The sequence below is a fragment of the Actinokineospora sp. HUAS TT18 genome (genome assembly GCF_051364635.1).
Lineage (GTDB): Bacteria > Actinomycetota > Actinomycetes > Mycobacteriales > Pseudonocardiaceae > Actinokineospora.
Genome location: NZ_CP195645.1, coordinates 3,720,548 through 3,739,114, shown reverse-complemented (window position 1 = coordinate 3,739,114; position 18,567 = coordinate 3,720,548). Strand labels below are relative to the sequence as shown.

20 protein-coding genes and 1 pseudogene are annotated in these 18,567 nt (G+C 71.1%); 15 read left to right on the top strand and 6 right to left on the bottom strand.

All coding sequences use genetic code 11. From position 1 onward, the window contains the following. The first annotated feature begins 7 nt into the window (after positions 1–7). The 11 genes and pseudogenes from ACSHT8_RS16690 to ACSHT8_RS16640 all read left to right on the top strand — a co-directional run bounded on the left by ACSHT8_RS16690 (position 8) and on the right by ACSHT8_RS16640 (position 11,164). Entirely contained in the window at positions 8–871 is an 864-nt protein-coding gene (locus ACSHT8_RS16690; protein ID WP_436501940.1) for an AAA family ATPase, read from the top strand. A 1-nt stretch (position 872) separates the two neighbouring features. After that, positions 873–2,237: a VWA domain-containing protein gene (locus ACSHT8_RS16685; protein WP_436501939.1), complete on the top strand. Its 1,365-nt coding sequence runs from the start codon at positions 873–875 to the stop codon at positions 2,235–2,237. 280 nt (positions 2,238–2,517) lie between these two features. Next, positions 2,518–3,303: a carbohydrate-binding protein gene (locus tag ACSHT8_RS16680; RefSeq protein ID WP_436501938.1), complete on the top strand. Its 786-nt coding sequence runs from the start codon at positions 2,518–2,520 to the stop codon at positions 3,301–3,303. A 42-nt stretch (positions 3,304–3,345) separates the two neighbouring features. Then, a pseudogene (locus ACSHT8_RS16675) lies at positions 3,346–3,665 on the top strand (Na+/galactose cotransporter); the annotation flags it as partial. 93 nt (positions 3,666–3,758) lie between these two features. Beyond that, positions 3,759–4,775, top strand: coding sequence for a hypothetical protein (locus tag ACSHT8_RS16670; protein WP_436501937.1), 1,017 nt, complete (start codon positions 3,759–3,761; stop codon positions 4,773–4,775). 69 nt (positions 4,776–4,844) lie between these two features. Beyond that, entirely contained in the window at positions 4,845–5,846 is a 1,002-nt protein-coding gene (dhaK, locus tag ACSHT8_RS16665) for a dihydroxyacetone kinase subunit DhaK (protein ID WP_436501936.1), read from the top strand. Continuing rightward, on the top strand, positions 5,846–6,460 hold the full coding sequence (gene dhaL / locus ACSHT8_RS16660) for a dihydroxyacetone kinase subunit DhaL (protein ID WP_436501935.1): 615 nt from the start codon (positions 5,846–5,848) through the stop codon (positions 6,458–6,460). Before dhaK ends, dhaL begins: the two co-directional genes overlap by 1 nt. 65 nt (positions 6,461–6,525) lie before the next feature. Then, positions 6,526–7,197, top strand: a complete 672-nt coding sequence (gene dhaM, locus ACSHT8_RS16655; RefSeq protein ID WP_436501934.1) for a dihydroxyacetone kinase phosphoryl donor subunit DhaM — start codon at positions 6,526–6,528, stop codon at positions 7,195–7,197. A gap of 100 nt (positions 7,198–7,297) precedes the next feature. Next, positions 7,298–9,076, top strand: a complete 1,779-nt coding sequence (locus ACSHT8_RS16650; protein WP_436501933.1) for a 3-hydroxyacyl-CoA dehydrogenase family protein — start codon at positions 7,298–7,300, stop codon at positions 9,074–9,076. Between the two features lie 53 nt (positions 9,077–9,129). Continuing rightward, entirely contained in the window at positions 9,130–10,101 is a 972-nt protein-coding gene (locus ACSHT8_RS16645) for a hypothetical protein (protein WP_436501932.1), read from the top strand. A 52-nt stretch (positions 10,102–10,153) separates the two neighbouring features. Beyond that, a complete protein-coding gene (locus ACSHT8_RS16640) occupies positions 10,154–11,164 on the top strand; it encodes a hypothetical protein (RefSeq protein WP_436501931.1) in 1,011 nt (336 codons plus the stop codon). A gap of 121 nt (positions 11,165–11,285) precedes the next feature. Here ACSHT8_RS16640 and ACSHT8_RS16635 read toward each other — a convergent pair whose 3' ends face one another. Then, positions 11,286–12,722, bottom strand: coding sequence for an LLM class flavin-dependent oxidoreductase (locus ACSHT8_RS16635; RefSeq protein ID WP_436501930.1), 1,437 nt, complete (start codon positions 12,720–12,722; stop codon positions 11,286–11,288). A 1-nt stretch (position 12,723) separates the two neighbouring features. Then, entirely contained in the window at positions 12,724–12,933 is a 210-nt protein-coding gene (locus ACSHT8_RS16630; RefSeq protein ID WP_436501929.1) for an FmdB family zinc ribbon protein, read from the bottom strand. Positions 12,934–12,972: 39 nt separating this feature from the next. Here ACSHT8_RS16630 and ACSHT8_RS16625 point away from each other — a divergent pair, with 39 nt between their 5' ends. Continuing rightward, entirely contained in the window at positions 12,973–13,266 is a 294-nt protein-coding gene (locus ACSHT8_RS16625) for a hypothetical protein (RefSeq protein WP_436501928.1), read from the top strand. Here the strand turns inward: ACSHT8_RS16625 and ACSHT8_RS16620 are convergent. Beyond that, positions 13,247–13,798, bottom strand: coding sequence for a GNAT family N-acetyltransferase (locus ACSHT8_RS16620; protein ID WP_436501927.1), 552 nt, complete (start codon positions 13,796–13,798; stop codon positions 13,247–13,249). The genes ACSHT8_RS16625 and ACSHT8_RS16620 overlap by 20 nt on opposite strands. Positions 13,799–13,869: 71 nt before the next feature. Between ACSHT8_RS16620 and ACSHT8_RS16615 the strand changes: the two genes are divergently transcribed. Next, positions 13,870–14,562, top strand: a complete 693-nt coding sequence (locus ACSHT8_RS16615; RefSeq protein WP_436501926.1) for a hypothetical protein — start codon at positions 13,870–13,872, stop codon at positions 14,560–14,562. Then, entirely contained in the window at positions 14,559–15,311 is a 753-nt protein-coding gene (locus tag ACSHT8_RS16610) for an alpha/beta fold hydrolase (RefSeq protein WP_436501925.1), read from the top strand. Before ACSHT8_RS16615 ends, ACSHT8_RS16610 begins: the two co-directional genes overlap by 4 nt. Here the strand turns inward: ACSHT8_RS16610 and ACSHT8_RS16605 are convergent. Both ACSHT8_RS16605 and ACSHT8_RS16600 read right to left on the bottom strand, forming a co-directional pair. Beyond that, complete coding sequence (locus tag ACSHT8_RS16605) at positions 15,308–16,336, bottom strand: adenylate/guanylate cyclase domain-containing protein (protein WP_436501924.1); 1,029 nt, start codon at positions 16,334–16,336, stop codon at positions 15,308–15,310. The two genes, ACSHT8_RS16610 and ACSHT8_RS16605, sit on opposite strands and share 4 nt — an antisense overlap. Then, a complete protein-coding gene (locus tag ACSHT8_RS16600; RefSeq protein ID WP_436501923.1) occupies positions 16,333–16,785 on the bottom strand; it encodes a universal stress protein in 453 nt (150 codons plus the stop codon). The genes ACSHT8_RS16605 and ACSHT8_RS16600 overlap by 4 nt, the downstream gene beginning before the upstream one ends. A 111-nt stretch (positions 16,786–16,896) precedes the next feature. Between ACSHT8_RS16600 and ACSHT8_RS16595 the strand changes: the two genes are divergently transcribed. Next, a complete protein-coding gene (locus ACSHT8_RS16595) occupies positions 16,897–17,325 on the top strand; it encodes a nucleoside deaminase (protein ID WP_436502084.1) in 429 nt (142 codons plus the stop codon). Position 17,326: 1 nt separating this feature from the next. Here ACSHT8_RS16595 and ACSHT8_RS16590 read toward each other — a convergent pair whose 3' ends face one another. Next, positions 17,327–18,517: a chromosome segregation protein gene (locus ACSHT8_RS16590; RefSeq protein WP_436501922.1), complete on the bottom strand. Its 1,191-nt coding sequence runs from the start codon at positions 18,515–18,517 to the stop codon at positions 17,327–17,329. Positions 18,518–18,567: the final 50 nt, after the last annotated feature.

Genomic DNA, 18,567 nt, shown 5'->3' with positions numbered 1-18,567 from the left:
TGCGGGTATGCCGCCTTTCGCCAGCCCCGACGACGCCGCCGCCAGGCTCGCGGAGGTCGGCTACATCGCCGACCAGGCCATCGCGACCACCGTGTTCCTCGCCGGGGTGCTCGGCAAGCCGCTGCTGGTCGAGGGGCCCGCCGGGGTCGGCAAGACCGAACTGGCCAAGGCCGTCGCCGCCGCCACGGGCGCGGGCCTGGTCCGGCTCCAGTGCTACGAGGGCCTGGATGAGTCGCGCGCGCTCTACGAGTGGAACTACTCCAAGCAGCTGCTGCGCATCCAGGCCGGTCGGTCGCAGGAGACCTGGGAGCAGGCCCACGACGACATCTTCACCGACGAGTTCCTGCTGGAGCGGCCCCTGCTGGCCGCGATCCGCCGCGACGAGCCGACCGTCCTGCTGGTCGACGAGACCGACAAGGGCGACGTCGAGATCGAGGCGCTGCTGCTGGAGGTGCTGTCGGACTTCCAGATCACCATTCCCGAGCTGGGCACGATCGAGGCCGCGCGCCGCCCGTTCGTCGTGCTCACCTCCAACGCCAGCCGCGAGCTGTCCGAGGCGCTGCGCCGCCGCTGCCTGTACCTGCACGTCGACTACCCCACCCCCGAGCGGGAGCGCGAGATCGTCCTGCGCCGCGTGCCCGGGCTGGCCGACACGCTCGCCGAGCGGCTCGTCGGGGTCGTCGCGGGGCTGCGCGGGCTGGAGCTGAAGAAGGCGCCGTCGATCGCCGAGACCATCGACTGGGCGCGCACGCTCGTCGCGCTCGGAGTGGCCACAGTGGACGAACGCACGATCTCGGACACGTTGGGCGTGCTGCTCAAACACAACTCCGATCACGAGCGCGCGGCCAAGGAACTCGGGCTGCGGGGCTGACATGGCCATTGTGGAGCGGCATGTCGCGTTCCTCGGTGCACTGCGCGAGGCCGGGCTGCCGGTGTCGCTCGCCGAAGGGCTCGACGCCGCGCACGCCATGGCGGCCATCGACATCGGCTCGCGCGAGGCGCTGCGCGCGGCCTACGCGGCCACGGTCGTCAAGCGGCAGGCCCACCGGCAGGCGTTCGACGCGGTGTTCGACCTGTGGTTCCCGCGCACCACAGGGGAAGGCGTCCGGCCCGCGCCGCCGAGCGGCACCGAGGTCGAGGTCACCGGCGGGGTCGACCGGTCCCCGCGCGTGCTGGAAACCCGGCGGCGGCTGGCCGAACTCGTCTTCGACGGCGACCTCGCGGGCCTCGACCGGCTGGCGATGGCCGCGCTCGCCGAGTTCGGCCGCGTCCCCGGCGACGGCCCGGCCCGCTGGTCGCCCGCCACGGCCATCGACACGCTGACGCCCCGCACCCTGATGGCGGGCCTGATCCGCACCGCCGCCCCGACCGACACCATCGACGAACGCGACACCCGCCGCCGGTTCACCGAACGGCTCGCGCGCTTCGAAGGCGCCATGCGAGCCGACGCGCAGCGCCGCATCGCCGAGGAGAAGGGCGTCCCGGAGACCGCTCGCTGGGTCGTGCGCCCGACCGTCGACCGCGTCGACTTCCTCGCCGCCACCGCCGACGACCTGGCCAACCTGCGCCGCGAGGTGTATCCGCTGGCCCGGCGCCTGGCCACCCGGATGAGCAGGCGCCGCGGCCGGCGCGGCCTGCTCGACTTCCGCCGCACGATCCGGCTCTCCCTCGGCACCGGCGGCGTCCCGATCCGCACCCGCCACCGCCCGCGCCGCCCGCACAAGCCGGAACTGGTGGTGCTGTGCGACATCAGCTCGTCGGTGTCGTCGTTCGCCCGGTTCACCCTGCTGCTGGTGTACGCGCTGCGCGAGCAGTTCAGCCGGGTCCGCGCGTTCGCCTTCGTCGACACCCCGGTCGAGGTCACCCGCTACTTCGCCGCGAGCGACGACGTCCGCGACGCGCTCTCGCGCATGGAGGCCGACGGCGTCCGGTTCCTCAGCGGCGGCACCAACTACGGCAAGGTCTTCGTCGACCTCGCCGCCAAACACCCGACCCTCATCGGCCCCAACACCGCCCTGATCATCCTGGGCGACGCCCGCGCGAACTACCTGTCGCCGGAGACCGCCGTCCTCGCCGATCTCGCGGACCGCGCCCGGCACGCCCACTGGCTCAACCCGGAGCCGACCGCCCGCTGGGGCACCGGCGACTCGGCGGCCCCCACCTACGCCGAGATCATCGAGATGGTCGAGTGCCGCAATCTCGCCCAGCTCGCCGATTTCGTCGAACGCTTGGCGTGATTTTCGAGATATTGCCCCCGCAATCACTATTCACCGCGTGACATTCCCCGTCACCCCACCGGGCAACGCATTCACGCGTCCGATGTCGCACCGGCTGTTAGCGTCGAGTGCGCGTCTCATGAGAGCGCGCTCATCGGAGGTAGAAATGCGAATTCGTGCAATCAGGTCCTTGATGGCGGCTGCCCTCGGTCTGGTGCTGGCCCTTTCCGGAGTCGCGCACGCCGATCCAGGAACTGAGAGAACCGAGAGAACCGCGACAGCCTGGTCCGGCTGGGAGGACTTGGGTGGAGTCATCACCGCGGGCCCCGTGGTGTCGTCCTGGTCGGACAACCGGCTCGACGTGTTCGGCCGCGGCGCCGACTCGGCGCTGTGGCACAAGTGGTGGGACGGGACCAAGTGGTCGGCCTGGGAGAGCCTTGGCGGCCAGTTCATCGACAACCCGGCCGCGGTGTCGTGGGGGCCGAACCGGATCGACGTCTTCGTCCGCGGCATGGACAACGCGTTGTGGCACAAGTGGTGGAACGGGTCGAGCTGGTCGGTCTGGGAGAGTCTGGGCGGGGTGATCACGGCCGGGCCGACGGTGTCGTCGTGGTCGGCCAACCGGCTGGACGTGTTCGCCAAGGGCACGGACAACGCGCTGTGGCACAAGTGGTGGAACGGATCGAGGTGGCTGGGCTGGGAGAGCCTCGGCGGCAAGTTCGTCGACAGCCCCGGCGCGGTCTCGTGGGGCCCGAACCGGATCGACGTGTTCGTCGAGGGCATGGACAACGCGCTGTGGCACAAGTGGTGGAACGGGTCGAGCTGGTCAGGCTGGGAGAGCTTGGGCGGGATCATCACGGCCGGGCCGACGGTGTCGTCGTGGTCGGCGAACCGGCTGGACGTGTTCGCCAAGGGCGCGGACAACGCGCTGTGGCACAAGTGGTGGGACGGAACGAAGTGGTCGGGCTGGGAGACGCTCGGCGGCGTGTTCCTCGGCTCGCCCGGGGCCGTGTCGTGGGGGCCGAACCGGATCGACGTGTTCGTGGAGGGTTTGAACAACCATCTGTGGCACAAGTGGTGGAGCTGATCTAGCACCCGCTTCCGCCCCGCGCTCACCGTGCGGGGCGGAAGCGGCCTGGCGTTCATCTCGGCGAATCTCGGCGCGGTCGAGATCTTCGGCATGACCGCCAATGGCGCGCGATACGGAATTCCGACGGTCCACTATTACTGGACCGGCGCTATTCCGGCTGCGGTTTCCTCGGCCTTGTGATGATGCCCTTTACTGCGCGGTGCAGCGTTCCTGAATTCATGCCGCGCAGGTTCGGCAAATTCGCCCACCTCGTCAACGGCCTGAGTTTCGCCACCGCGCAGGTGCTCATCGCCGGTGTCAACTTGTTCGCGCTGGCGATCGTGCTCGCCTACACCGCGCTCGGCGGGCTGTTCGCCGCGTGGGTGCGGCTGCGGCCCCCTTGAGGTCCCCGAGTAGGGCGATTTCGCTGGTTGCGTACATCCCGGCGCGGCGGACTGGCTACCGTTCACGCCGTGAGGCGATCTCGGATCTGGTCCGTCGGCGCGGTCGCGTGCCTGGTGACGGTGCTCGCTGGCTGCGGGACGGACCTGGCGAAGCAGACCTTCCCGCGTTCGACCGTGCCCGCCACGGCCGACCTCGGCGGCGGGTCCACCGACCCGACCACCGCGACCAACGGCGGCGGCGGTGTGACCGGCGACGAGGCGTTCGCGTCGAAGAACCTGCGCAGAGCCGACCCGTGCGGCCTGCTCAACGAGGACGCGCTCGCCGAGTTCGGCACGCCCGCCAACAGCAGGCTGCGCGACTACGACAAGTGCTCGAACTACATGAAGGACAAGAGCGGCAAGGAGCTGAACTTCACGCTCACCGTCGGCGAGATCCTCACCGGCACCAGCGCCGAGGGCACGTTCAAGATCGGCGGCCTGCCCGCGACCGAGTCGGAGCTGCAGGACAAGACCGCCTGCTTCACCAACGCGATCACCGAGAGTTCGCCGAAGCGGGCGATCACCCTGCAGATGGGCGGGTCGGGCGGCCTGTGCGAGATCGGCCGCAAGATGCTGGAGAACGTGGTCAAGCAGGTGCGTGAAGGCGCCCAGCCGCTCAAGCTCGCCAAGGGCACCGTGGTCGACCTGGACCCGTGCGAGATCCTCGACCCGTCGGTGATCAAGTCGACCATCGGCGAGAGCGCGGAGAACCGGCTGACCACGCTGCACGCCTGCTCGTGGAACCTCAGCGGCGCGTCGTTCGACCTCAGCTTCGAGATCGGCTCCAACCCCGACGACCTCGCCGACGCGGCGGAGACCACGCCGGTCGACCTCGGCGGGGTCAAGGCGCAGAAGAAGGCCGAGAAGTCCTCCGGCAGCGACCGGTGCAGGCTCGAGTGGGCGCACGCGCCGTTCCCCGAGGACCGGGAGCTGGCCGAGGTCGTCAGCATCGAGTTCAGCCGCTACAGCGCCCAGACGGGCGAGGACACCTGCGCCAAGGTCGAGGCGGTCGCGAAGGCCCTGATCCCGAAGCTGCCCACCGGCTGACAGCTTTCGTCGCGCACCGGGCGGGTGTAGGAACAGGAGTGACCCCCGCCCTCGACGAGGAGGCGCGCGATGAAGAAGATCGTCAACGACCCCGCGACCATCGTGGCCGATGCCCTACGCGGCATGGCCGCGGCCCATCCTGATTTGCTGCGGATCACCGAGGACCCGGCCGTCGTGGCCAGGCTCGACGCCCCGGTGGCGGGCAAGGTGGCGGTGGTGTCCGGCGGCGGCTCGGGCCACGAACCCCTGCACGGCGGCTTCGTCGGCCGCGGAATGCTCGACGCCGCCTGCCCCGGGGCGGTGTTCACCTCGCCGACGCCAGACCAGGTGCAGGCCGCCGTCGCCCAGGTCAGCGGGGGTGCCGGGGTGCTGCTGGTAGTCAAGAACTACACCGGTGACGTGCTGAACTTCGAGACCGCGGCCGAACTGGCCGCCGCCGACGGCATCGACGTGCGAACCGTGGTGATCGACGACGACGTCGCCGTGCAGGACTCGACGTGGACGGCAGGCCGACGCGGCGTCGGCGGGACGGTGCTGCTGGAGAAGATCGTCGGCGCCGCCGCCGAAGCGGGCGCCGACCTGGACACCTGTGAACGGCTCGCGCGGACCGTCGTGGCCAACGTCCGGTCTATGGGGATGGCCCTGACGGCGCCGACGGTGCCGCACGTCGGGACGCCGAGCTTCGAGCTGGCCGACGACGAGATGGAGGTCGGCATCGGCATCCACGGCGAACCCGGCCGTCGGCGGGTGGCGCTGGAGAACGCGGACGGGATCGTGGCGGGGCTGCTGGACCCGATCCTGGCCGACCTGCCGTTCGGCTCGGGGGACCGGGTGCTGCTGTTCACGAACTCGATGGGCGGGACACCGCTGCTGGAGCTGTACCTGGCCCACGGCCTGGCGGAGGCTGCTCTGGCGTCGCGGGGAATCGAGGTGACTCGGCGGCTGGTGGGGCCGTACATCACGAGCCTGGAGATGCAGGGCATCAGCCTGACCCTGTTGCGCCTCGATGACGAGCTGACCGCGCTCTGGGACGCCCCGGTACACACGGCCGCCCTGCGCTGGGGAGTGTGATGGCGTGCGACGCGGCCGCGGTCGCGTCGGCGGTGCGCGCGGCGGCCTCGGTGATCACCGAACACCGGGACGAACTGGTGCGCCTCGACCAGGCGATCGGGGACGGTGACCACGGGGAGAACATGAAACGGGGATTCGGTTTCGTGGTCGCCGCCCTGGACGCGGCGGTGCCGGACACGCCGGCGGGCGTCTTCAAGCTGGTCGCGACGACGCTGATCTCGAAGGTCGGCGGCGCCGCCGGGCCGCTGTACGGCACGGCGTTCCTGCGCGCGTCCGCCGCGGTGGGCACCTCGGCGGTCCTGACTCCGGATCTGGTCGCGGCGGCATTGCGGGCGGCCTTGGAGGGCGTGGTGGCGCGGGGAAAGGCGGAGGTGGGCGACAAGACGATGGTGGACGCCCTGTCCCCGGCCGCCGACGCCGCGTCGGGGGACACGGTCGCCGCCGTCCTGTCGGCCGCGGCCGATGCCGCGGAATCCGGCGCCGAGTCGACCGTGCCGCTGGTCGCGCGCAAGGGTCGAGCCTCGTACCTGGGCGAACGCAGCGCCGGGCACCTGGATCCGGGTGCGCGGTCGACGTCACTGCTGCTGAGATCGTTCGCGGACTCGACGGGCTGAGCTCGTTGAACAATCCAACGATTCATCCTGCTGAAGGCCCGAAGTGGAGTGGTGAAGGTGGCGGCATGAAGGTCGGACTGGTGATCGTCTCCCACAGTGCCCGCTTGGCCGAAGGAGTCGCCGAGCTGGCGGCCCAGATGGCCCCCGATGTCACCATCGCGGCGGCTGGCGGGGTCGACGGCGGCATCGGTACCGACTTCGACGCGGTCGCCGCCGCCATCGACACCGCGCAGGAAGGTGCGGGCGTCGTCGTCCTCTATGACCTCGGCAGCGCCAAAATGGTCGCCGACATCGCCGTCGAGATGCTCGGGGATCCCGAGTCAGCGGTCGTGGTCGACGCGCCGCTCGTGGAAGGGGCGGTCGCCGCGGCGGCGGCCGCGCAGGGTGGCGCGGGGCTGGATGAGGTGCTCGGTGCGGCGGCGGGTGCGCTCGCCGCCATGGAGCCCGAAGGCGCCGTGCCTCGGGACGGCGTGGACGTGCTGCTCACCAACGACATCGGGCTGCACGCCCGGCCCGCGGGGCTTCTCGCGCGTGCGCTGTCCGATGTGGATGCCACGGTGACCGTGTCCTTCGGTGGGCGCTCGACCGACGCGGGCAGCGTGCTCGGCCTCATGGGGTTGGGCGCGTCGGGTGGTGACACCGTGCGCGTCTCGGCCGACGGGCCGCAGGCCGCCGAAGCGCTGCGGCGGGTCCATGACCTGGCCAAACGCGGTTTCGAGGAACCCTCACCCGGGTGAGAGTGGTGCAGTTCACCTGGCGTTCGCCGAGGAGCGTGGCATCATCAGCACACGATGTTACTGGTAGGTAGCAACGGTATTGCTCACCGCGGAGGTAGCTGTGGCGCGTGAATTCTCCACCGTCGGCGTGGTCGGACTCGGCACGATGGGTGCGGGCATCGCCGAAGTACTGGCCCGGACCGGTGTCCAGGTCGTCGCGGTGGAGGTAGACGACGCCGGTGTCGAACGCGGCCGCGGGCACATCGAGCACTCCACCAGCCGCGCCGTGGCGAAGGAGAAGCTCACCGACGCCGAACGCGACGCGCTGCTCGGACGCATCACCTACAGCCTCTCGCTGGCCGACCTCGCGGGTGCCGACCTCGTCATCGAGGCCATCCCCGAGTCGCTCGAACTCAAGGCGCGGGTCTTCAGCGAGCTCGACGGCATCGTCGGCCCCGAGACCATCCTCGCCTCCAACACCTCGTCGCTGTCGATCACCGAGATCAGTGTCCACACGGCACGCCCCGGCAAGGTCGTGGGCCTGCACTTCTTCAACCCGGCGCCGGTCCTCAAGCTGACCGAGGTCGTGCGCACCGTCGTCACCGAGCCCGACGTGGTCGCCGATGTGGTGGCCTTCGCCGAGAAGCTCGGCAAGGAACCCGTCGTCATGGGCGACCGCGCGGGCTTCATCGCCAACGCGCTGCTCTTCGGCTACCTGAACCACGCCGTGTCGATGTACGAGTCGAAGTACGCCACGCGCGAGGACCTCGACGCCGCCATGCGCTACGGCTGCGGCTACCCGATGGGCCCGCTGGCGCTGCTCGACCTGATCGGCCTCGACACCGCCTACGAGATCCTCGAGACGATGTACGCGCAGTCGCGCAACCGGCTGCACGCGCCCGCGCCGATCCTCAAGCAGATGATCACCGCGGGCCTGCTCGGCCGCAAGACCGGCCGCGGCTTCTACACCTACGACGGCCCCGACTCGCCCAACGTCGTCGCCGACGCCCACACCCCCGCCGCGGGCGGTGACACGGGCGCGTCGGTCCGCGACGTCCAGCGGGTCGGCGTTGTCGGCACCGGAACCATGGCCACCGGCATCGCCGAGGTGTTCGCCCGCAAGGGATTCGACGTCGTGCTGCGCGCGCGCAGCGCCGACAAGGCCGAGGCCGCCGTCGGCAAGGTGCGCAAGTCCCTCGACCGCCAGGTGGCCAAGGGCAAACTGTCCGAAGAGGACCGTGACGCCATCATCGGCCGGATCGGCCCCGCGGTGGAGTTCGAGGAACTCGCCGACTGCGACCTGGTCATCGAGGCCGTCGCCGAGGAACTGGCCATCAAGCAGGCCGTGTTCGTCGCGCTGGACGAGGTCGTCAAGCCGGGCGCGATCCTGGCCACCACGACGTCGTCGCTGCCGGTCATCGAATGCGCCGCCGCCACCTCGCGTCCGTCCGATGTGGTCGGTCTGCACTTCTTCAACCCGGCGCCGATCATGAAGCTCGTCGAGATCGTGGAGACCATCTCCACCGCCGACGACGTCATCGCCACCGCGCACGCGCTGTGCGAGAAGGTCGGCAAGGTGCCGGTGCACTGCGGCGACCGCGCGGGCTTCATCGTCAACGCGCTGCTGTTCCCGTACCTCAACGACGCCATCAAGATGCTGGAGGCGCACTACGCGGGCGCCGACGACATCGACAGCGCGATGAAGGTCGGCTGTGGCCTGCCGATGGGCCCGTTCGAACTGCTCGACGTCGTCGGGCTCGACGTCTCGCTGGCCATCGAGCGCACCCTCTACAACGAGTTCCGCGAAGCGGGCTACGCCCCGGCGCCGCTGCTGGAGCACCTGGTCACCGCGGGCCGCCTGGGCCGCAAGACCGGCAAGGGTTTCCGCGACTACAGCTGATTCGTGACAATCCCCCAGGATAGGGTCGACCGACTCGATCCTGGGGGATTGTCATGATCAGACCGTTGATCGCCGCGTTGTGCGCGGCGACGCTGCTCAGCGCGTGCACCGAAACGGCCGATCCCACACCGCCGTCGCCCACGACCATCGCCGAATCGACGCCGACGACCCGCGCGGTCGACCCGGCCAAGGTGACCGCCGAGGCCGCGTTCGGCGACCTCACGTCCGTCGACGTCTGCGAGTTCCTCAGGCCGGAGGACCTGATCGAACTCGGCCAGACCCGGATCGGCGTGCCCGCCGCGTTCGACGCCTGCGTGATCGAGGTCGCCGCGCCGGACAACGCGCGCGCCTCGATCCGCGCGGGCGACTTCTTCGACGTGCGCGCCGAGCCGTCGCGGGCACCGTCGCGCACCCTGGCAGGTGGCGTGCGGATATACGACGGCGCGGGCGGAAGCTGCCGCACCGACATCCTGTTCCCGGACAACGTCGGCCTCAGCGTGCAGGCGTCCATGTCGGGACCACCGACCACGGACCTGTGCCCCCTGGTCCGCAAGGCCGTCGACGCCATGGGCACCCGCTTCGCCGCCGGGATCGTGTCGACCAGGAAGGTCTCATCGGACTCGCTCGCCAGGCTCGACGCCTGCGCGGTGCTGCCCGCCGACCTGCCCGGTTTCGACCCCACCCGGCAAACGCTGCGCGCCAGGCACTGGTGCGCCTCCCCGACCGGCGACGCCACCACGCCGTACGTGAGCCTCACGATGGCCCTCGGCTACCCGCCCGCCGCGGACCCCACGGCGACCACCAAGCCCATCGACGGACGGCCGACTGTCCTCCAGAGGTCTCCCGCGGGGAAGACAGGCAGCCTGCACCAGTGCACGGTCTCGACCGCCCACCACCCCATCGCGGTCAAGGACCTGCCAGGCGCGACCGAGTACGCGATCCTCGAGGTCTGGCTCCCGACCGACGACAGGTGCGCGACGGCGGAGGCGATCGCCGCGCAGGTGTGGCCGAAACTGCCCCGCTGACGTGACCTAAACTATGGGAGTCGGGGCCTCCGAATCATCACTGGGGAAATTGATGATCAGAGCTGTTGCCGCTGCCTGCGCGCTTTCGGTCGTGCTGGTCGCGTCCGCGTGTTCGGTCGCCGTGCCGGGGTCGGCCCAGCCGGTGCCGAACCCGCCACCGCCGACCCGGCTGTCGGCGAAGGCCGCGACCGTCGACCCGGCGCGCATCACCGCCGAGGCCGTGTTCGGTGACCTGGTGTTCGTTGACCTGTGTCTGTTCCTCCGTTCTGACGATCTGACCTCATTCGGTTCACCCAGACTGATCTCCCCCGAGGCGTTCGACGCCTGCGCCTACGCGATCACCCGCGCCGACGGCAGCGTTGTCGAGATCGAGGCGCACGAGATCGACAGCCTGGAAGGCGGCCCAGGCGACGACCCCGAGTTGACCGACCTGGGCGGCGGCCTCAAGTCCCTGGTCTTCGATGACGAGCCGGGAGCGTGTACGCAGGGCGTGGTGTTCCCCGACGACGTCACGTTCCTGGTCGACGTGTACTCGGACGGCCTCACCGAAGACCTGTGCCCGATCGCGGCCAAGGCGGTGACCGCGATGGCCGCCCGGTTCGACGACGGCCTCGTCTCCCGGCGGGTCATCGAAGCCGACTCCCTGGCCCGAGTCGACGCCTGCGAGCTGCTCCCGCCGTCGGCCACCGAACACGTCCCCGGCCTGAACAGCCGCAGCGGCTTCAGCCCTCTGACCAAGCACGAGTGCCTGTACGGCGACGTTGACACCTCGTCCATGACCCTGCGCCTCGCGGCGGGGTGGATCGACTTCGAGGGAGTCGACCGCCGCAACGTGACGCTGGCCGGGCGACCGACCACGATCGCAGGCGGACCCAGCGCCCCCGAGGACGGCTTCGTGGGGTGCTGGGCGATGACCTACGTGCAGCCCATCGCCATCGACGGCCTCGTGGCCCAGGCCGAGTACGCCCACCTCTCGGTCTGGGTGCCGGAAGCCGACGCCGAGGACGCTTGCCCGGCGCTCAACAAGGTCGTGGAAGAGGTCTGGCCCAAGCTCAGCCGGTGACAGGGCGGGGACTTGTTGCGCGCTCTCGTGGGTTTTCGATCACTCATAAATCCATGACACCAGAACAACAAGCCCTGCGCATCACTCGAACAGGTGGTCGATTATGCTAATCAATTGTTGATTAGCGCCACTGGCAGAGCGCGGCCAACCTGGACACATCCTCCGCGCCGGAGAGGTCGGGAAGGCTGAGAAACACCGTCCGCACACCGCGTTCGGCCAGCTCCGCGTAGCGCGCGCGATGGTCGTCAACGGTCCCGGCATGGTGACGGGCGGCGAACGTCGCGGCGGGAGTTCGGCCGCGCAGCTTCTCCACGCGGGCCCAAGTGTCGTCGCGGTCCTCGCCGATGACCGGCAGGTCCAACACCGTCACGGTGACCTCGGCCGGGTCGCGGCCGACGTCGGCGCAGTGGCGGCGCAGGATCTCGACCTTTCTGTCCACTGTGGCCAGATCGGACGGGAAGTTGCAGCCGTCGGCCAGTTCCGCGGCGATGCGCAGGGTGCGCCGCTCCCCGCCGCCACCGACGATGATCGGCACATCGCCGCGCGGGTAGCACGTCGTTTCGGGGAGTGAAACGCGCGCGCTCGCGTAGGGCTTGGTGCCCTTGGCGGTCAACGCGCGGATGGTCTCGATGGCAGCGGCGAGCGCGTCGAGGCGCTCGGCGGCGGGTGGGAAGGGCAGGCCGAACGCCTGGTGCTCGCGTTCCCACCAGCCCGCGCCGATGCCGAGGAACGCGCGGCCGCCACTCAAGGCCGACAGCGTCGCGACGGCCTTCGCGGTGATGCCGGGCGGCCGGAACGTCACCGGGCTGACCAGGGTGCCGAGCTTCAACCGGGTGTCGAGGCCCGCCAGCAGGCCCAGCGTGACCCACGGCTCGGGAATCGGCTCCCACGCGCGGCCGACCTGGGGGATCTGGATGAGGTGGTCCATCAGCGCGATGCCAGCGAACCCGGCGTCGTCGGCGGCCATGGCGATCCCACGCAGCCAGCCCGCCGGGTCCTCGCCCCACGGAAAGCGCGAGACCTGCAGGACGACTTCGAGCCCGGTCGGCCGCGACTCCGGCGCCACGGCGGCGGGCGCTTCCGGGACGGCCTCGGCGCTGGTGACCTCGACGACCGAGTCCCAGCCCTCGGCCGCCAACTCCGCGGCGACCTGGGCGGCGCGCTTGAGCTGGCCCGCGAGCACCGGCGCAGGCACCGGCCGGTCGCGATCACTGTTGCGCCGCTTGCACACCACCGGCGCCGTCGCCATCACCACCGCGACGGCGGGGAGCCCGGCCGCCCGCGCGACCTCGCGCCACCGCGCGCGCAGGGCCGGGTCGAACCCGAGCGTGTCGACGACGGTCGTCAGCCGCCTTCCCAGCCGCGCGTCGACGATCCGCTCCAGCAGCGCGAACGCGTCGGCGGAGGCGTCGAGGTCGTTGGGGCCGCTGCCCGCTATGCCGCGCAGCTCGTCGGAGCTGACGATCTCGGCGGCCCGGAACCGCGCCCGCGCCCATGTCGACTTCCCCGACCCGGACGCGCCGACCAGCACGACGAGGGCCGGATCGGGCAGCCACATGTCAGCCGCAGCAACCGCCGCCGCAGCAGCCCCCGCCGCCACCCTGCGGCGCCGGGGCGCCCGCGGACCCGGCGAGACCGGCCATCTTGAGCAGCTTCACCGTGTCGGTGTGGCCGTCGGGGCAGTCGGCGGGGTCGCCGGAGGCACTCATCGGCCGCTGGACGTCGAAGGTCGAGCCGCACTCGCGGCAGCGGAACTCATAGGTGGGCACCCGCCCATTGTGCCTGGCCACCTGGATACGGTGCCTACCGTGCCGCGCCGAAACCGCCCCACACCCGACGAGCCCCGCCCCCTCGGCGGCGGCTTGGCCGCCCAGCGTCGCGAAAGCGGGCCGGACGGGGACTGGCTGGTCCGCAACATCCCCGGCACCCAGGCGACGAAGGAGTACCGCTGCCCCGGGTGCGACCACCTGATCCCACCGGGGATGCCCCACGTGGTCGCGTGGCCCGCGGACGACTACGGCAGTGTGGAGGACCGGCGGCACTGGCACCAGGCGTGCTGGAGCAGCCGCGGTCGACGCGGACCTAGCTCCCGTCGGTGGTGATCACCTTGGCGGTGGTCGCGGCTCGCGGGCGAGTCGGGGCGCGCCACTCGCGGTAGACCCAGAAGGCGTCGTCCGGGTCGGGGGACGGGATGGGGTGGAAGCCGAACTTCTCCGCGATCCGCAGGGCGCGCTGGTTCTCCGCCGCCGTCACGATCCACACCGGCAGGTCCGGCCTGCGGCGGGCGGCGAGGTCCAGCGCGGCCGTGGCCATCTCCGTGGCGTAGCCGTGGCCCCAGGCGCTCGGGGTGAAGCGGAAGTACAGGTTGAGGTAGGGCTCGCCGTCGCGTTCGCAGAGGCCGATGCCGCCGAAGCCGATCGGGCCGCCGTCGGTCAGGATGATCCAGTAGCAGTGGCCGTCGGTCGCCCAGCGCTGGATCCAGTTGGTCAGCTGCACGTGGCACTGCTCCGGAGTGCGCGGGCCCTCCGGTTCGAAAACCGTGGCGCCGGGGTCGGTGTGAACCGCCACCATCGCGGGTAAGTCCGCCATGGTGGGTTCCCGCAGGACCAGCCGGTCGGTCCGGATTCCCCTCATGGGTCGAACCTAGACGAGTCGACCGGCCTGGTCGCTGGAAATTCGGGTGCGTGAAGCGATTGGATGGAGCCATGGACAGCGACCGTGCGCTCTCGTGTCCGCAGCCTTGGCGTGCCCCCGACGGCACCGTGCACTCCTCCGGCGTCCCCGGCGGCCAGGTCTCGACCGTGGCCGAGGACGGCGGCGGGGGACTGCTGCTGCCCTCCAGACAAGCCAGGGTCGCCGCGGGCGTCCTGCTCGTGGTGGCGGGGCTCGCGCTGGGCGGCGTGACGGCACTCCTCATCGTGTTCGGGGGTGTGATCGCGATGTTCGGGGCTGTCGTGTTCGGCATCCTCGGGCTGCTCCTGTTGGCCGCGGGCGTGTTCGCGCTGCGCCGGAAGCCGCGCACCACCGGGGTCCTGTTGACGCCCGAGCACGTGGTGATCAACTGGGTGCATCCGGCGGTGCGGGTGCCGTGGAGCGACATCTCGGAGATCCGGCCGCTCTGCCTGCGCATCGGGCGGGCCAACACCGGCCCCAGCCAGAACTTCGTCGGCGTCGTGTCGCACAACAGCGAGACGATGAACACCCGCATGCGCAAGGCGGCGGAGAAGTTCGGCAAGGACGTCGCGTGCGCGTTGCCGATGCGGTCGCTGGACGTCGACCAGCTCGTCGTCCTGCACACGCTGACGTTCTATCTGGACAATCCGGACGCGCGGGCGGAACTGGCGGGGCCGGACGCGGTGCGGCGGGTCCGCGAAGTCCGCCTCCGTTCGCCAGAATGACCGGCGTGCACCTCACCGACACCGGCTCCGGCGTTCCCGTCGTCCTCCTGCACGCGTTCCCGTTCGATTCGCGCATGTGGGACCCGGTCCGCGAGGGCCTGTCCGACGTCGTCCGGCTGATCACGCCCGACCTGCGCGGCTTCGGCCAGACCGGGCTCAGTGGCGAGCCCGACCTCGAAGCGCTCGGCCGCGACGTGATCGACCTGCTCGACGACCTGGGGATCGAGCGCGCGGTGGTCGGCGGCTGCTCGATGGGCGGCTACGTGACCATGGCCGCGCTGCGGGCCGCGCCCGACCGGGTGTCCGGGCTGCTGCTGGTCGACACGAAGTCCACCGCCGACACCGACGAGGCCAAGGCCAACCGGCTGGCCGTGGCCGAGCGCGCCGACCGGGAGGGGATCGTGCCGTGGTTCGCCGACACGATGCTGCCCGTCCTCATCGCCGACGAGGCCAAGGCCGACGATGTCCGCGCGCAGATCGAGGCACAGGACGCCGCGACGGTCGCGTGGGCCCAGCGCGCAATGGCCGCCCGGCCTGACTCGGCCGACACGCTGCGCGCGGCGGGTGTGCCCGCGCTGGTCGTGCACGGTGAGCTGGACAAGCTCATGCCGGTGACGCTGGCCCAGGAACTGGCCGACCAGACCGGCGGCGAGCTGAAGGTGCTGCCCGACGCGGGCCACATGCCGCCGATCGAGGTCCCCGAGGCATTCCTCGACGCCGTGGCGCCCTGGCTGGCCGACCGCGCCTAGCGCCGCCTGCGCCGGGGCACGTCGGGCACCAGCGGGATGCTCGGCACCTCTTCGTCCGACCGGCGCAGCACCGAGAGCCGCAGCCTGCTGAACCCGCGCACCGACACCGGCCTGCGGTGCCGCAGGGCGTACGGGCCGAGGTCGGACAGCTCGTCGGCCAGTTCGCGGCTCACCATGACCGTCCCGGGCCGCGCGACCGACGTCAGCCTGGCCGCGATGTTGACCACCGAGCCGTAGACGTCGCCGAACCGGCTCACCACGTAGCCGTAGGCCATGCCCGCGCGCAGCGACGGCAGGTCCGGGTCGGCCTCGGCGCGCTCCAGCATCGTCAGCGCGATCTCGGCGCCCTGGCGGGGCGTGTCGGCGACGAACATGACCTCGTCGCCCAGCATCTTGACGATCCGGCCCCGGTTCTCGGCGACGACCTCGGCGGTCAGCGCGTCGAACTTGTCGACCACCGACACCAGCTGGTCCTCGTTGGAGCGGCGGGTGAACGTGGTGAACCCGACCATGTCGGCGAACCCCACGACCTCGCTGTGCGACTCCAGTTCCTCACCGGAGGTGGCCAGCGCGCGGCCGGCGTAGGCGGCCAGGTGCCTGCGCCACGCGTGGTTCTGGATGCGCTCCAGCGCGGGCACCAGGCCCTCGACGAACCGGCCGAGCTGGCGTTCGTCGGCGCCCAGCTCGGGGTTGGCCTTGAGCACGTCGCGCAGCAGGTCGACCTGCCACTCGGCCAGCCGCGACAGGTGCTGGCCCAGCACGCGCGCGGTGGCGATGGTGAGGTTCGGGTCGAGGACCCCCGCCGACATCAGCGCGTCGGTGGTGCGCAGCGCCTCGACGTCGGCGTCGGTGAACACCACGGCCTCGTCGGGCACGCTGGCGAAGCCGAGCGCCCGCCACAGCGACTCGGCGCGCGACAGCGGCACGCCCGCCTTGTCGCACGCCTCCTGCCGCGTGTACAGCCGGTCGCCACCGAGCAGTACCTGCTCGACGCGCCGCTGGGCGGCGTCGACCTCCTCGGTCACGTCGTGTGGACGATGAGCACGTCGACGTGCGACTTGCGGGCGGCCTCCGACGGCACCGAGCCCAGGATGCGGCCCGCGAGCGTGTTGAGGCCCCGGTTGCCGACCACCAGCAGGTCGGCCGACTTGTCGATGACGATCTTGGTCAGTGCGGGCACCGGGTCGCCGTCGACGACGACGGTCTCGACCTTGGTCGCCCCCGCCTTGGCCGCGCGCTCGGCGGCGGTGCGCACCGACTCCTCGGCCGGGTTCGAGCCCACGACCTGGTAGGCGACGTCGTCACCGAGGGTGTCCTGCGCGCGCTCGATCGCCCGGCTGCTCGCGGGCTGGAAGGCGCACGCGATCACCAGCGTCGCCCCGGTGTCGGCGGCGATCGCGGCGGCGCGGTCGACGGCGCGGTATGAGGAATCCGAGCCGTCGGTGCCGACGACGACGGTCTTATAGGCGGCCATGCCGATGTCCTCCTGGAGTTTCCTACCTGTCGGTAGACCTAACCAGGTCAACGACCAACTCGCCTACCGGACGCGCGAGGGCGGAGAATCCGCGTGGTGGACGTGACAAAGATGCTCGCGGTGGCTGTGGCGGAAGCGCGAACCGGGCTCGCGGCGGGCGGAATCCCGATCGGGGCGGCCTTGTTCGGACCGGACGGCTCGCTCTGGGGAAGTGGGCACAACCGGCGCGTGCAGGACGCCGATCCGTCGGTCCACGGCGAGACGGCGGCGTTCCGCGCCGCGGGCCGCCGGGCGTCCTACCGGGGGACCACGATGGTCACCACGCTGTCGCCGTGCTGGTACTGCAGCGGGCTGGTGCGGCAGTTCGGCATCACGTCGGTGGTGATCGGCGAGGCGCGCACGTTCTTCGGCGGCCACGAGTGGCTCGCCGAGAACGGCGTCTCGATCACGGTCCTGGACGACCCGGAGTGCGTCGCCATGATGACCGACTTCATCGCCGCGCGCCCCGAACTGTGGTTCGAGGACATCGGCCAGGACTGACTTACTTGCGGCCCGTGTTCTGCGGGATCGCCAGGCGCTGGGTCTGGTCGCCGCTGGGTTCGGGCTTCGGTTCCGACGGCGCGGGCTTGGCCGGGGCCTTGGCCGCGGGCGCCGGGGCGGCCTTGACCGCCGCGGCGGGCTTCGTGGCCGGGACCTCGGGCTCGGCGTCCTCCCAGCTCTCCTTCGGCGGGCCGACCGGCTTCATCATCTTCGTCGGCGAGTCGTCCGACGGCGTGCCGTCGATCGTCTTCGGGGCGCGTTCCTCCGGCAGCGGGTCGAGGATCGGCGCGGCGTCGGCCAACTGCACGTGGGCGTCGGCGATGAGGTCGCGGGCCGAGTGGAGCTGGTCGGCGACGCGGGCACGCAGCTGTCGCAGGGCCGCGACGCGCTGGGCGGCGTGGGTGATGCGGCGGTTGGCTTCCTCGGTGGCCTCGCGAACCCGGCGGTGGGCCTCGGCGGTGGCCTCCTGCAGCCGCGCCGTCGACTCGGTCATCGCGTCGTGGCGGCGGCGGTTGGCCTCCTCCGTGGCTTCGCGCACGCGGCGCTCGGCCTCGGACTTGCTGGTGGCCTCCTGCTCGGCCAGCGCGCGCATCGACTCGGTGCGGCGGGAGGCCATGGCCATCTCGAAGTCTTCCTCGACCGTCGTCCGGCGCTGCTCGGACTCGGCCTCCAGCCGCGCGGCCTCGGTGCGGGCCGTGGCCACGGTCTGCTCGGCGTCCTTGCGGGCCTGCTCGACGACACCCGCGTGCTCGGCTTCCATCTCCGCGCGGCGCTTGTCGAGGTCGGAGATCAGCTTCTCGTAGCGCTGCTTCAGGATCAGGGACTCGGCCTCGGCGCGAGACCGGATGTGTCCGGCCTCGGCCTCGGCCCGAGCCCTGGTCTCCGTGGCCTCGTCCTGGGCGAGGCGCAGCATGCGCTGCAGCCGCTCGCTCAGTCCTTCGAGCGTGGTCGGCGGCAGCGACAGCCGCTCGACCTGGCCGCGCAGGTCGTCGATCTCGGAGCGCCCGCGTTCGAGCTGCTTGGCGAGATCGGCGGCCTGCGAGACCGCGGCGTTCCGGTCGGCGTGCAACAGCTGCAATTCCGCGTCGAGCCGCTCGAGGTGCTCTTCGACCTGCGCGCGGCTGTAGCCCCGCTTGGTGATGTCGAAACCGGCACCCAACGGCACGAGATCGCGTTCCTCGCCCAAACCCATGGGGTCACGCTACCTGTCTGGGTTACGCCACTGACGACAAGTAGCGGATT